The 15,071-nt window shown below is 46.1% G+C and carries 6 protein-coding genes; 2 read left to right on the top strand and 4 right to left on the bottom strand.

Annotation, left to right across the window (positions count from 1 at the left end):
- Positions 1-10: 10 nt before the first annotated feature.
- The gene (locus EL341_RS03085) at positions 11-568 is read right to left on the bottom strand and encodes a recombinase family protein (RefSeq protein ID WP_126466995.1); all 558 of its coding nucleotides are present in this window, start codon (positions 566-568) and stop codon (positions 11-13) included.
- Positions 569-758: 190 nt separating this feature from the next.
- On the opposite strand from EL341_RS03085, the gene EL341_RS03080 reads away from it, so the two are divergent.
- Entirely contained in the window at positions 759-1,679 is a 921-nt protein-coding gene (locus tag EL341_RS03080) for an FRG domain-containing protein (RefSeq protein WP_126466993.1), read from the top strand.
- Between the two features lie 84 nt (positions 1,680-1,763).
- Here EL341_RS03080 and EL341_RS03075 read toward each other — a convergent pair whose 3' ends face one another.
- Positions 1,764-2,636, bottom strand: coding sequence for a Bpu10I family restriction endonuclease (locus EL341_RS03075; RefSeq protein ID WP_126466991.1), 873 nt, complete (start codon positions 2,634-2,636; stop codon positions 1,764-1,766).
- A 1-nt stretch (position 2,637) separates the two neighbouring features.
- Positions 2,638-3,810, bottom strand: a complete 1,173-nt coding sequence (locus tag EL341_RS03070) for a DNA cytosine methyltransferase (protein ID WP_126466989.1) — start codon at positions 3,808-3,810, stop codon at positions 2,638-2,640.
- 692 nt (positions 3,811-4,502) lie between these two features.
- Between EL341_RS03070 and EL341_RS03065 the strand changes: the two genes are divergently transcribed.
- The gene (locus EL341_RS03065) at positions 4,503-4,805 is read left to right on the top strand and encodes a hypothetical protein (RefSeq protein WP_126466987.1); all 303 of its coding nucleotides are present in this window, start codon (positions 4,503-4,505) and stop codon (positions 4,803-4,805) included.
- Positions 4,806-5,168: 363 nt separating this feature from the next.
- Here EL341_RS03065 and EL341_RS17730 read toward each other — a convergent pair whose 3' ends face one another.
- Positions 5,169-14,930: an autotransporter outer membrane beta-barrel domain-containing protein gene (locus tag EL341_RS17730; protein ID WP_126466985.1), complete on the bottom strand. Its 9,762-nt coding sequence runs from the start codon at positions 14,928-14,930 to the stop codon at positions 5,169-5,171.
- Positions 14,931-15,071 lie beyond the last annotated feature (141 nt).

The raw sequence follows: 15,071 nt of genomic DNA, 5'->3' as shown, positions 1-15,071 counted from the left end.
CCCTCAGATACTAATTCCAGTTTCGCTTAACTGTACTCAAAGATATGCACAATTTACCAGCAATTTTGCTCTGGCTTAATCCCTCATCTTTCAGTTTTTGAATAGATGCCTTATCAGCAACCATAGGTCTACCACCTTTACGTCCTTCGCTGGCAGCTCTCACTAAACCTTCCATAGTACGCTCACGTAATCGTTGTCGCTCAAATTCAGCTACAGCGGCCAATACAGTTAATTGTAATTTACCTGCTGAAGATGTCAGGTCTACACCACCGAGATCCATACAAACAACTTGAATACCCTTATCAGAAAGCGTCTGTATCGTCTTCAGAACGTCTAATACATCTCGACCTAATCTATCAAGCTTTAAAACGACTAAGCGGTCACCATCTTCCATACGCTCAATTAGACGTGAAAATTCTTTACGCTGTAATGCAGGAGTACCACCACTGACAGTTTCAGCAAACCAACGCTTATCTTCAATTGTCTGCCCCATATTAACTAAGGCCAATCTTTGGTTTTTTACATCTTGTTCTAAAGTACTGACACGACCATATCCAAAAATTCTCATAATGAATCCTTTATAGGTCAAAAAACGTGGGTTCATAATAACATTGGATTCAAAACATTAAAACCCTCGTTTTTGAACCCTAAAATATTGGTGTCATGTGAATGGTGTCAAAAACCATGGTATAAAACCTTGTATATCTTAATGTTCTATAGCATGTTATAGCAATTGTATCTTTATTAATTAGGAACATATGAATAATCACAGCTCAAGTAATTATATTGCTTCTCTCAGTGGGGCATTAAGGATACTCGATAACTTAAAAATAAAAGATGACCATACTCTTTTTTTTAGAGGTCATTCAAGTTATAACTACTTAGAAATCCCATCAATATATCGAGCTCACCATATAAATAAAGATATATTCCCATACATAGGAAAAGAACATGATATTTTTAGAGAAATAATAATGTCATGCCCTTCAGATTTTTATCAATGCAATTCTGCTTTTGAGTATTTGGTAAAGATGCAACACTATAATATACCAACAAGATTACTCGATATAACCGAAAACCCATTAATTGCTCTTTATATGGCGTGTAGAGAAAATAAAGGGAAAGGCGGTGAAACAGGAGAAGTAATAATATATCAGATTCCAAATTCGTCAATAAAATTCTATAATAGTGATACAGTTTCCGTTATAGCAAATATAGCTAAAAGACCTCCAGACATAAAAATTAGCACACTTAAAAATCTTATAAAAAAAGTCAAAAACACCATTGACGAAAGTGCATTATTGAATGATAAATCCTATAATAAATTGATGCATGAAATATATGAAGAGAAACCATATTTTAAAAAAGAAATAAATTTATCTCATATGGAATCAGTTATCTGTGTAAAACCAAAATTGGATAATAATAGGTTGATAAGGCAAAGTGGTGCATTTTTCTTGTTCGGCATAAATGAAACAAAATTGAACCCAGCCAGTATACCTGAAGAATATTATTATAAAGACAGAGGAAATAAAATTACAATTAAAGTTAAAATAAATGGAAAGGAAAAAATATTAAGAGAATTAGAACAGTTATCAATAACAGAAGCAAAATTATTCCCTGAAATTGACAAGGTCGCTGATTTTATTAAAGAAAAAATAAATAGAGATATTAAATAAATAAACTTAAAAGGCACATATACAACAAATTTTTTATGTGCCTTTATATGTGCCTTTAATTATAACCGTACTAATTTAAGTACCTTAAATTAGAAATCCATTATTAAGACCATGAGTAATTCCGCCTTCCCAGTCTTCAGTTAAAAACTCTTTAACATAATTAAAACAATGTAATACTACATCACTATATATCGGATTTTTCACATAATCCTCTCTATATCTGAATTCTCTATCTGTATTTTTCTGCTTTCTTAAAATATAAATTTGATCAATTTTATATTTTTTTAAATTAACAGCATCAGTTAACTTTAACCATTCTGAAACAACAATATATACTGCATTTGGATTTTTATATTTTATTTGTTCTGCTGCTGTCGAAACATCTTGAAGCATCGTTTTATCTAAATATGTTTTACACTCGATGGCTATTGCAGGTATGTCCCAGTCAAATGTTTCACAAACCTTATTTCCTTTACAGCACATAGTAGTATATACAGATGCACCTATAGCAAAATCATGATCTTTTCTCTCAACTAATACATGGGGAGTATCAACCATATCTTTAAAAGAAGGGGCTCGAAAAAAAATATCTTTAAAAGAATGAGATTTACCAATTAACGCATTCTCAGATATGCCAAAAACTAAATCTCTAAATAAATAATACATAAACTCTTCTAACACTGATGAATGTAGATTAGAACGAGAATCAAACTTTTCAGCATAATGTTGTTGATCTAAAAAATCTTTATATTCATTAAGAAGTTTGACCCTACTGTCAATTATGGCAGATGTATCTTCTACATTTGTATCAAGTAAAGGGCCTTTAAGGTCTTCATTATCTTTACGCCATTTGTCATAAGCTACACGTATCTCACTTAGATAAGCACGAGAAGTACTATCATTATATTTTGAAGGATGGTTTTCTTTTTGATATAAATTATCGCCGTGAACGTACATATTATTTCCTTATCTGTAAGAATATATTTTCAGCAACTGCCTTTGCCATTAGAGGAGGAACAGCATTACCAATCTGATTGTATTGACATAAATACTTATCATCAAAACGACCTTCTCTTTGTAATAATTTATGGCTTACAACTGTAGGTTTTCCCTTAAAAATATATGAGTCAGGAAAAGATTGGATTCTTGCTCCCTCACGCGCAGTGAAATTTCTATTTTTATAGGGATGTACAAAATTGGCATAAAATGAAGCGGGTATTGTATGGCACTGGAGATCTGGATGCATTCTACGATTATTTTGATCGTAAATTTTATCTGAGATTTCATTACTATTTCTTTTCAATGGTTTCAAATGATCAGGAACATCAGAAGTTGAGTCTCCCCATTTCATTGAAGCAAAGCGCTCAACAAGACGTTTCGAATGCATCATTGATTTATGATTAAAAACTTTATTTGCACCATTGCGAAGCATTTTTTGATATTCATTTTGAGGGGAAATTGAATACTCCATCTCCTCAGAACCTTCCCTTGCTTCTATAGCTGGTAAGTCAGAAATTGCATCCCATAAAGTTGGGCACCTATCTAATAATAAACATTCATTATTATTAGTATGTGTTGCTTTCGGAAATGGCTCTGCGAGCTCAACGTCAGAAGCTATAACAAATAATCTTTTACGTATTTGAGGAACTCCATAATCTGTTGCATTTAGTATTTTAGAATATACAAAATACCCCAAACTTCTAAGTTCAGCTTCAATAATATCAATAACTAATTCATTATTACTTGTTTTAGCCTTTATTAAATTAGGCACATTTTCCATTATCATTATTTTTGGTTTAAATATTTTCCCTATCCGAATAAATTGCTCAAAAAGCGAATTGCGTGGATCTTTAGGATCCCCACTATTTTTATTACAAATAGAAAACCCCTGACATGGCGGTCCACCCAATATAATATCAGGTTTTCTTTCACCAAATAAATTTAATATATATTCATCATCTAAAGTAGTTATATCTTTTTGTAAAACTAAACTATTAGGATGGTTAGCTCTAAATGTATCACACGCCCAGCTATCTATTTCAATGGCACCGATAACTTGAGCTCCAGCCAGCTCAAATCCTAGGCTAAAACCACCAGCGCCTGCAAAAGTATCTAACACATTGTATTTCATACTATAAATACCTACCAAATCAAATGAAATATAAAATTATGGTGTAGTATAACAAGAAAATTGTGGATAAGCCTAACGATACTGACGCTAAAGATATACCTCCCATCAACGCCATATGCTACTAAAAATTATGGATTAAGATTATAATAAAATCATTTTTAATATAAACATCATTAACATATACATTTATTATTATCTTAATAACTATAGTTTTCTAAAAACCATATTAACGATATTAGCTATACTTATAAATAGCATTAAAACATTGTGTGCATTTAAGCCAATGGCTATATTATAAATAGTTCTTATATAGAATTAACTTTACAAGGCTGACTCTAACAACGTATTGTATTTTAAGGCTCTTAACGGTGCATTCACCTATAATAAATAAATTATAGAAATGAAAATTAATGTATTATACGTTCGTTCCCCCGCCAGCAAAAAATACTAAGGCAATACAAGACTCCTGCCATGAACCTCAATTATAAAATATTCAAAATGAGTTAAATGGTGCTTGTGGTCCTAAAACTCTTGCTAATAGATTAAAATCCTTAACAGAATGTTTAGGCTTTGATGTCGAAAGCACTATCTACACAAATGCTCTGTTACTCTGTTCCCAAAATGCTTATGAAATAAAAAGAGCTGCCGAAGGAAAAATTTTAGGTGACTTAAAGGGCCTCATTGACAACTCAATGAAATTTTTCTCTGAAGTAACAATTCCACTATCCCAGCCAGAGCTCATAGTTGCTTACAGCAATGGCCTTAGCTCACTTTCTGCCGCTAAAATACTTCTTGATGCCTTTGGGCTAAAAGACACTTTTCATGAAGAGCAATCATCCCCTTACTATACAACTTATAGCTTTCTCGCAAAAATTGGAGATTTACATGTACCAGTTGTCGGGATTAGACATATGTCTCGATTTAAACCTAAGACCGACTTAGTAAAGTCAGCTTGGAAAGTTCAGAGCGGCAAGTTGCAAAAACTCGGTGGATAAGTTTTAAAAATCACGAAAAACATACATTCGTATGCTAAATTGTGTTTTGATGTAAATTCATTAAAATATATTTAATTCAATATGTTAATGCTCATATACAATTAGCTTCACAGGGGTCAAAAAAGGGGTCTTTAATATTTTTATAAATTTAATAAATATAAATATCAATGAATTAATAACAATATCGAGTCCGGCCTCAGTACCATTAAACGTCTTTTTTATGTCTAAACTCCCAATTCCATCCCCCTAATCCCCCTTAACTCACTCACATTAATCTTCCCCCTCTTCCCCCACCCCATTAAAACCTAAAAAAAAGGGGCGTAGCCATTCAGGCCACACCCCTTATTCTTATTATAACCCTAATTAAAAATGAACTTTTACCCCCAGCGTCACGGAGGTATCGCTATAACCGTTATCACCCAACTGCTGCGCGACGTTACTCCACAGGCTAAGATTCTGGTTCACTTGACCTTCAGCACCCAGTTTCAACTCACCCACATGGCGGCTGCCGGACTGTTTCACTTCAACACCGTCTAATACCGCCCCTGCTTGTTGGCTATTGTGCAGCCAGTTCGCTTCCGCATAGACCGTAAACAGTTTGTCAGTGCCTTTGTCCCCGTCACTCACACCGTCACGGGAGACTTTCAGGCCCAGGCGAGTTTGCACATTATCATGACCCGACGACGCCACTTTGGTGCCGCCCGCTTCAATATGGTCATCGGCTTTAATCCCGTTCCAGCTAATCTGACCTTGTGGCGTAATAAACACCTCGCTGTTCAGACCCTGATATACCGATAAACGATAACCCGCTTCCAACGAAGCACTGAAGCCATCCATCTTGTAGGACTCTTTTGCCATACTCTGACCGTTCACTTCTGCATCCAACCAGCTGTACTGCAGCCAACTGTCAACATAAGCCCCGTTCAGGGTCTTCGCATCCTGATACCAAGTGCCGTAGAGGCCGGTGCTGTAACCGTCAAGAGTACTGTTAGCTTTGTAACCGGTTTTCTTGCTGTGCGTCTTGCCGTCCGCTTTACCGTACGCCATCATCACACCTAAACCGAATTGGTCTGCGTCAGTAAACTGCGTACTCCACACTTCACCCCCGCCCTGCACCACATAGCTGTTTGTCGCAGTCTGTAACTGGCCGGTGCTGTCGCGATGTTTATTGCGTGAACCCACCTGACGTAACCACAGGCTGGAGTTTTCTGCCCGACCTTCACGATCCGCTAACCGCAGGCTAAACAGATGACTCGCCGCGGCCATATTCGCCATATAACCCCCGGCTTCCGGGCGATAGATAGAAGGGTCTGGATTAAGCGAACTTAATGATGAGCGCAGATACCAGTTTCCATCGTCCGGTGTGCTAATCGCACCCTGATACAAGAAGTAGTCATAGGCTCCGGCCACCGCACGCCCACTTAAGGTAAACTGCGCGTTAGAAGTCCCCGCGACATCAATCAGCTTAATTCCATCGGACGTTTGAGCCCCTTCACCGCGGGCACTTCTCACCATGATATGACTCGTTCCTGCCGTGTTGCCGGTAATGCGCAACATATCGGTGGCGGATGCATCATCATCCAGTGTGGTATTAAAGATAATTGTGCTGTTATCGGTACCGATATAGTCACCGTTAATCGTAAACTCACCATGCCCCCCGCCCGTTAAGGCGTGACCCATAATCAGATTACCGCGGTTAGTCACATTCCCGGTCACGCTACCGTAGCCACCCAACGCACCCTCTTTTTCAATCGTGACATGACTGTTTAGATTTGCAGTTGTGGCCGCGCTTTGTTCACCGCCAATTAACAGCAGGCCGTTCTCAATACGGGTCAAACCGGCGGTAACGTTATTCGCCTCCAGTTGCAGCGTACCGCTGCCTTTTTTCACCACGGTACCGCTGCCGTTCACGGTACTGTCCAGCGTCCACAAACCAGCGGTATCGATAGCAAAGGTGCCGCTGTTATGAATGGTGGCGGTGCCTAACTGGTTTTTCTCTGTCGCGGTTAAGGTGGTGCCAGCTTGGGTCATAAAGGTACCGCTGTAGTTGGTGTTATTGCCACCCAAATACATATCTGCGGCATTAGTGAGTAACGTTTCACCATCACCGTTCAGGCTATTCAACAACGTACCTTTAGCGCTATCTAAGTTCAGCGTGCCTTGAAGATGAATGGTGCCCTGACCTAAGCCCTGCGGTTGAGTCAATCGCGCCGTCGCCCCACTGTCAATGGTGGTCATTCCGGTAAACTGGCTACTGTTCTGGTTCAAGCTTAAGGTACTGCCCGTCAGGATAAGGTCTCCCTGTCCGGTGAAGGTGCCGTCACTCTGTCCGCCATCGGTGATCGTTAATTCACCACCGTCCAGGTTTATCACACTGTCGACCATCGCCGCCAGTGAGCCCAGAGTTTGGCGATTACCATTCAAGTCCAGTCCAGTTCCGCTTTGCATATTCAGTAAACGAGTTTGACCCAGACCGTTGTTCGTGATCAGTTCAACGTTACCGCTGTTCAGATGAGTCGTCCCGGTATAATCACTGCTGGCATTACCGATTCTGGCGGTGCCGTTGGCATTGATGGTAAAGCCGCCATCGCCGGTCAACTTGGCCCCTAAGCTATTATCCAGCGCATAGGCATTGGTCAATATCACCGACTGATCCGCAAACGCGTCTATCTGTGTTAAACCGTAGCCCAGATACAGGCCGTCCTCTTTCACCGAGCCAAAGTAGTTATAGTGGGCATTGCCAACCGTTGTCCCATTATTCACCAGACCAATAGTGGTATCCGGCGCCACCAGAGCCCCATTAATGTCGGTCAGTTCAATCTGCGTGCCAACGCCGTTAACGCGGTCAGTGGCATTCACCACCACATCAATCACCTCATCATCCTGATCAAACAACGAATCCCCGGTAACCGGAATAGGGTTCGGTAAGTTAGCGGGGGTGAGGATGGCAAGGTTACCGCCGCCGGTCACATCCAGTGTCTTCACCGTCAGCACCCCTTCCGGGCGGTGATTCAGGCTGCTGAACGCCACTTCTAACTGACCGCCGTTCATGGTCAGTCCGCCAAGGATTTGCTCACCCACCAGTCGGGCACTGCCCAGCTTACCCGCCCCGCCGTTCAGCTGTAAGGTGGACTGCGCCAGAGTCTGACTCGCCTCGGTATTCAGCGTAAAGTGCCCGTTATCCAGAGTCAGTTGACCGGTAAAATCACCACCGGCAGAAGAGGCATTCAAGGTCAATGCCTGCGCCTTGTCAGCCAGACTCACCCACAGTTCACCGCTACCGCTCAGCTGACGGCTGAAGTCCACATCCGCCGCCGTATCCACGGATTGCAGGATAGACAGCCTCCCGTTCGCCCCCAGATGCACCTCACCGTTAGCGCTGGCCAGGTTATCTATACTCGCCACCTGTAACGTCCCACCAGTCACGCTAACGTTGGCCGTATTGGCGCTGTTGTCACCGGTCCAGATCAGGGTGCCGTCACCGGCTTTGCTGAGGGTAGAAAGACCACTACTTTGGTCATCCCAGCCGCCCATACTCGCCGTCACGCCGCTGTCCACGATCACGCGGCCATCTTGAACCAGCGTCACATCACGCGTGGAGGTTAAGTCGGCGGTGATCTGTAAATCGCCGCCGTTCAATCGGGTCAGGTTGTCGGTGCTACCCAGATTGGCATCGGACGATATCGCCACTGTCCCGCCCTGAATATCCGTCTGGCCGGTATAACGATTGCTGCCACTGAGCGTTAAGGTGCCACTGTTTTGTTTAATCAGCTCCCCCGTTCCACTGACGATAGCCGCCAGTGTCATGGCGGCACTATTATTAACGATAACCTGATTGGCGTTCTTCACCTCCGTGGTCGCCCCCAGATTTTGAGTCTCATTCACGGTTAAGGTCGAGGTGGCATCAATGTCCATCACACCGGCAAAGTCACGGTTATTCCCGCTCAGCGTCACTTCACTGCCGTTATGGCTGTTCAGTTGTCCGCTACCGGAAAGCTCATTGGCAAAGGTGCCGTTCACCGCGTTCAGCGTGACCTTTCCGTCGGCCAGCACCTGACCAGTACCCAGTGCCAGCACATCATCGAGTAGCGCCTGCGCTCCGGCCTTCACCGTGGTAGTCGCACTCAGGTTGGCGTTGGCCACCGTGACTGTCAGCGTCCCCCCGGATACGGTTAAGTCACCCTCGCCGGTTAAGGTACCGGACGCCATGCCGCCGTCGGTCAGTGTTAAATCACCGCCGTTCAGGTTCAGGGTTGAGCCCGCTTGCCCGTCCAGTGCCCCGATGGTCTGCGTCTTGCCGTTGATATCCGCAGTCGTTGTATTCGCTAAAGACAGTTTAGAGGTCGCCCCGAAGCCGTTATCCGTCCCCAGTTTGACCGTACCGCTTTTCAGGTCAGTCACACCGGTGTAACTATTGTCTAAGTTACTCAACGTCAACGCATCTGCGCCGTTACCGGCCTGAATACCCAAGTCGCCGCTACCGGTCACTTTAGCGGACAGCTGTTTCTCGGTACTGTGATCGGTATTAATCACCAGTTTATCAGCACCGCTACTCAATAAATCCAACTGGGTCAGACCGTAACCAACGTACAGACCATTGGCCTGCCCCTCATTATCCGTGGTGGTTAAGCGGTAGTTGTAATGCCCCTTCGCCGCCTGAATGCCGTCCTGATATATCGTGGTGCCGGTGGCATGACTAATCACCTCACCATTTTCATCGATGAGCACCAAATTGCCGGCCCCACCCACTACGCTGGCTGCGGTCACTAACTGCACCAAAGTCTCGGTTTGCTGGTCTAATAGTCCCCGCGTCTGCCCCTCGGCAGGCGGTACCACTGGCGGTATGCCATTGTCGATAAGCGGGTGCTTCACCTGCACCTTACCCTTGCCGCGGGCATTTAACGTCTCGACCTGAATACGGTTAGCCGACACCGTATCGCTGGGAATACTGACGCCAAAATCAACCGTACCGCCATTAAAGGACAGGCCGCCAATCACCTGATTGCCGGTTCCCACGATCGTGGTGTTCTTGTCCATCACCGACAGCATGGCCTGAGTCAGTGCGGTGGTGTTCAACCTGGACAACGCAAAGTCCGTACTGTTCATATGAACGCGGCCGGTGAACTGATGGCCCACATCGTTGCCAAAATCAAACCTCGTCCCCGAGGTCACCTCCACCAGACCACTGCCGCTCAGCGCATGATTCAGGGTATAGGCACCTGCCGGCGTCAAGACCAGTGACGAACGGCCATCAATGGCAATATGCCCCACGCTGGTTGCGGTCTCCCCCATCTGGATCGCGTGTCCTGTAATAAATCTCGCACCACGTATCAAGTTCAGCTGGTCAAAATGTTGGATATCCGCGGTATTGTCCAGCGCATACTTAGCACCGTCAAAAGTCAGCTGGTCATCCTCGCCCCCCTTCCCCGCATCCAGTTTGTCAAACGTGGCGACGTCTTTAATCACCACAAAATTATTACCACCCGCACTCGCCGTCATATTGTCAATGTGAGCCTTGTCGGACAGTATGAGATGATTATTGCCGGTACCCAACGCAATGTTCCCTGCCACCGCTTCACCACGGAAGGTCAGCTCGCTGTGACCGTCGCCGGTGGTGATATGACCAGTGGTTGAGTCGTCAACCGTCAGCATATTATTGCCGTCACCTAAGGTCACGTGGCCCACCGTGGACGCCCCTTTCACCGTCACCGTCTGAGCCTTATCCCCGGTCAGACTAATCTCACCGTGCTGTACTGTGCCCGCCGATGCCGTCAGGGTATTCGCCCCACCGTGCGCCTTGATATTGCCGGTCAGTTGACCGCCGGTCAGATTTATCTGGTTATCACCGAGGGCAAAATCCAACAGACCCCGTATCTTGCCGGTGTTAGTTAAGGTTTTATTGCCGCTATGAGACATGGCAATGGCGGTCATCTCGGCCGAGGAAGCCAGAATGGTGCCGCTATTGCTAATGGTGTCCGCATTATGCACATTCAGGACATTGCCGTTGGCTACCGTGGAATCAGAGATTAACTGCCCTGAGTTCTCCACGCTTTTCGCTCCGCTGACGTCTATCGCAGAACCGCCAGTCGCACTGGTCACATTCACGCCGATAGCCGTGTTCACGGAACGTTGCTGACCATCCAACGTCGCCTTCATCCCCACGCCCTGGCCCGCGACATTCATCACTAAGTTAGCCGAATCAGATAAGTCGATATCCGAGGCCACCGCGCTGCCGTTTTCATTTAAATACAGAATACCGATGCCGTCGGTCACATCAATCGCGCCTGAATTGGTTTTCGCCAACGACGCGCCGGTTTTGATACCAATACCGGTTCCACCCAACTTAATCCGGGTGTTATCCAGTGTAATGCCCTGAATGCCCGCCACGTTATGAATACCAATACCGCTGGCGTTAATCCCGCTCATATCAATCAGGCTATTGGCTACGTTCAGGCTTAACGCGCCTTCGCTCAGCAAAATACCGTCTGCCGTACGGTCAGCCTTAATGGTGCCCGTGCCGCCGGAAACCGCACTGAGGTTCAACCCCGCCCCCGCATCGATATGAATTGCTGCTTTACCGTCAACCGCTTCAATGGTGCCGGCATTGACTATCGTACTGTCACGACCTTGAATATGAATGGCCGTCCCGTTGGCCTGAATATTGCCGCGATTCACCACGTGACCGTTATTTAAGTCTATTGCCGTATGCTCGCTGCCGACGGATAAATTAATATTTCCGTTATTGTCTATTACCCCGCCGTTTTCCGCTAAGAACGCAGTTGAACCGCGGCTGTCCGTCACCGACGTCACGGTGGCGTTATTTTCCACCCGGCTACCCTGGCCAGTCGCTTTACCCACAATCGCCTGATCACCGCTGAGATGAAAAGCCGCCCCGGCAGCAATGACCGCTTTACCGGCATTTTCAGCCAGCACACCGGTGGCGTTGGTGCCGATAGTCAACTGACTGCCCGACGCCAGTTTGGCCTCTGACCCTGCGCCCTTAACCCGAATACCTGAAGTGATTTTATGACTGCCTGCTTTGCCCGACAGGTTTAGATTCAGCACCCCATCCATGGTCGCCCCGTTCGTCACATAGAACATGGTCGCGCCATCGCCATTGACCTGCGTCTCCGTGCCGCCAGCCTGAGTGATAATTTGAGAGCCGCTGCCGTCGACCCAGAAAGCCACCTGATCGGTGTTATTGCTGTCAAAATTCACCGCCACCTTATCATCCAGCGTCACGGTGCTGCCCCCGGTCGCCTGAACCCCTACGCTACCGGCTCCCTTTAGATTCATCGCCGCCGTATTGATGCCATCACCGATAGTGACAGACACCTGATGACCATCGGCCAATACGCCAGTGGTTCGAGTAGCATCATTTACTCCATCCCAACTGCCGTTTAAGGTCAGGTTACCGGTTGAACTCAGTTTGGTCTCCAGAGTACGCGCCGAGGCCTTCAGACCGACCCCGCCTTGACCCGCTAACGTGATATTCCCGCTATTGGCGCCCACGGCCCCTTCTTCAACCTGAATACCCGTGGTGTTGTCGCCGCTAAAGGTAATATTGCCCGAGTTAGTTAAGGTGGCTAAATTACGCGCAATGTAGCCGACAACGCCGTCTAACGCAGAATGGAGATTGGCACCAGCCGTCAGCGAAGTGGCCTTTTTCTCCGCCTCCGTTATGCTCTTCTTGGCACCGGTCAGGTCATACCCTTGTCCATCCGCAATACCGGCTATCGCCCCTTCGCCGGACAGGTTAATGTTGGCCGTGTTGCTGATAGTGCCGGTCGCCCCCCCTTCGATTAAAAATCCGGTGGCATTTTTACCGTTAACCTTGACAGTCATGCCCCCGGAATCGACGGTAGTCCCGCTGCCGGTCGCCACAATAACTTGGGCATTATCGCCAGAAGCTGACATGGTCGAGGTGGCCCCCGAGGCACCGGTAAAGGCCGCACCACCCTCAAGGCGCATCAGGGTGGAGTTGTTGGTGGTGACGTCCTGAGTACCGGTACTGGTGTTATTGATTTTCGAGCCGGTACCGTAAATGTAGAAACCAATCTGATTCTCACCGTCAGAGAAGTTGACTTTACCCTGACCCGATAAACTGATGGCGCCCTTATCTCTGGCATGCACACCAATGGCGCCATTCCCTTTGAGATTAACGCTGCCGGAAATATCAATCAGGGAATTTAATCCCTGCGACCAGACGCCATAGTTGCGCAAGCCGGTTGAGGGGTCGGCACCGCCGGTCACGTTAATCTGACCGCTGGACGATACCTGCCCCCCAGAGAGGGTTTTAATCCCAATGCCATTGATGCCCTGAATATCAATCAGGCCGGTGTTGTTGATGCCCCGGGCATTATTCTGAGCATAGATACCGATGTTCTCTCGCGGGGTAAAAGCGCCGTTATCACCGTTGCTCAACAGGGTAATGGTCCCACTGTTGGTCACGTCATGCGTACCGGCTACCAAGGCATGGATGCCCGCAGAGCCTTCAACCTTGGTGCCTAAGACAATGTGCCCCTGATTCTCCACCTTGCCGCTGATACCGGTATTAATCCGAATGGCAGAAGATCCAGGTTTGACATACACCTCACTGCCGTCCACCGCCCGACCGATATTGATGACACCGCTGGCACTGTTGGTAAAATTACCCTTAGGCTCAATCCTTACCCCATACACGCTGCCAACGGTCTCTCGCCCCTTATTACCTTCAGTTATCCCGATATTCATGGTGCCATGATTAATAGCGCTGGCATAGTGAATGACTGTTACCCCCCAGGCTGTACTATTCCCAGAGGAAGTACTTGACCAGAATTGAGGTCGTATATTTAATGTTCCGTTATTAGTAAAGACACTATTCAGACCTAATATTCGTACACCATATCCTGGTACGCCGTTAGCTAAACCTGTCGTTAACGAACCATTATTAATAAAATGAGAACCTGAAAGCACCGTTGCTGTGTATGTAGAGGTATCTATTTCACCGTCGTTAATTCCCGTCGCGCCGTTGGTGAGTCGAAAGACCCCCGCATTTTCAGAACCCGCACCACGAATATCGCCGCTGATCCGCCCGGTTGCCGCCAAACGTACCGTGGCCTTATCACCATTAGCCATAAATACCGTGGTCACCCCGGCCGGCTGAGTTAAAATAGGGTCAACCCCGACGGGGACTCGATTAATCTGGTAGTAGCTGGATGCGGTGGTATAAGCTTTCGCCAACTCGCTATCATAGCGGGACGGGGCCAACTCACCGGACTGCATTTTACCAATCAACCATTGGTTATAACGCTGTAGTTCGCTTAACGACGTAACGGTGGTAGCCCCTCCGTTAAAAGCAGTAAAGCTACCGGCATAAGTGGTTTTTTTCGCTGTCGCGGTTTGAGTTGACGCACTGGCATAGTCAGGCTCGGAAGGTAAATTTATCGTATTTTTTGAGTGCCAATTGGCGGTCGCCGCCTGATTAGTCACTGTACTGTCTGCATACACCAACTGACTATCCCGATGGGCGCTACTGATAGTCAGCCCATCAGCATAAATATCCGCCGTGCCAGAGTTCACAGTCACCAGTCGGGTCTGATAATAGATACTTAACGGCCCGGTGCGAGCGACGCCATAACCACCAATAGAATGACCACTCTCAAACTCCTGAAGGTTACCGGAGTTATAGACGGAAACCACGTTACTGGCGTTAGTGATGGGGTCAATCACGGTGACGCTTTGGCTCTTTACTCCCAGTTCAACATAGGTGTCATCGTCAGGCAACAAGGCAGCATTAATGTAGCCTGCATTAATCAATTCGTTGACAGTCCTAAAAGTGATATAGCTCCCAGGCGCAGAACGATAAGACTTAGGCCCATTAACGCGATAAGTCTGACCATCCGAAATCGTCACCGAACCAGCGCCACGATTATTGGTAGCAAATGACCACGCTGAATCTAAATCACAGAGCAATGAGGCGGAATTACACTGGCTGGCGGTAGCCGATGTAGCTAACAGGGTGGTGAGTGCTAATGCCGTTAATGTTTTCGAGGTCGCACTTTTTATTTTTCCGCGCCCTAATTCAGAGGTCACCACCCACGCTCCCAACGTGCTATTCCAAATAATACGATAAATTTTATTCATGCCAATTTAATTCCTTTTCATATTGGTTATTTATATTTGTTAGCCAACTAATCTGTTGGATTAATATTTTCAAGATAAGTAATGATTCAGCGCGGTACTATTCACCTAATAAAACAGGCGGCTCACATTCACGAGGATTCG

It is taken from the genome of Pragia fontium, from assembly GCF_900638655.1.
Taxonomy (GTDB): Bacteria; Pseudomonadota; Gammaproteobacteria; order Enterobacterales; family Enterobacteriaceae; genus Pragia; species Pragia fontium.
The sequence above is the reverse complement of the archived record's forward strand: the minus strand, read 5'-3'. Positions and strand labels throughout refer to the sequence as shown.

Bases quoted from the DNA above. Each gene is read 5' to 3' on its own strand.
- EL341_RS03070 (WP_126466989.1), bottom strand. From the start codon at position 3,810: ATGAAATACAATGTGTTAGATACTTTTGCAGGCGCTGGTGGTTTTAGC.
- EL341_RS03065 (WP_126466987.1), top strand. From the start codon at position 4,503: ATGAAATTTTTCTCTGAAGTAACAATTCCACTATCCCAGCCAGAGCTC.
- EL341_RS03075 (WP_126466991.1), bottom strand. From the start codon at position 2,636: ATGTACGTTCACGGCGATAATTTATATCAAAAAGAAAACCATCCTTCA.
- EL341_RS03085 (WP_126466995.1), bottom strand. From the start codon at position 568: ATGAGAATTTTTGGATATGGTCGTGTCAGTACTTTAGAACAAGATGTA.
- EL341_RS17730 (WP_126466985.1), bottom strand. From the start codon at position 14,930: ATGAATAAAATTTATCGTATTATTTGGAATAGCACGTTGGGAGCGTGG.
- EL341_RS03080 (WP_126466993.1), top strand. From the start codon at position 759: ATGAATAATCACAGCTCAAGTAATTATATTGCTTCTCTCAGTGGGGCA.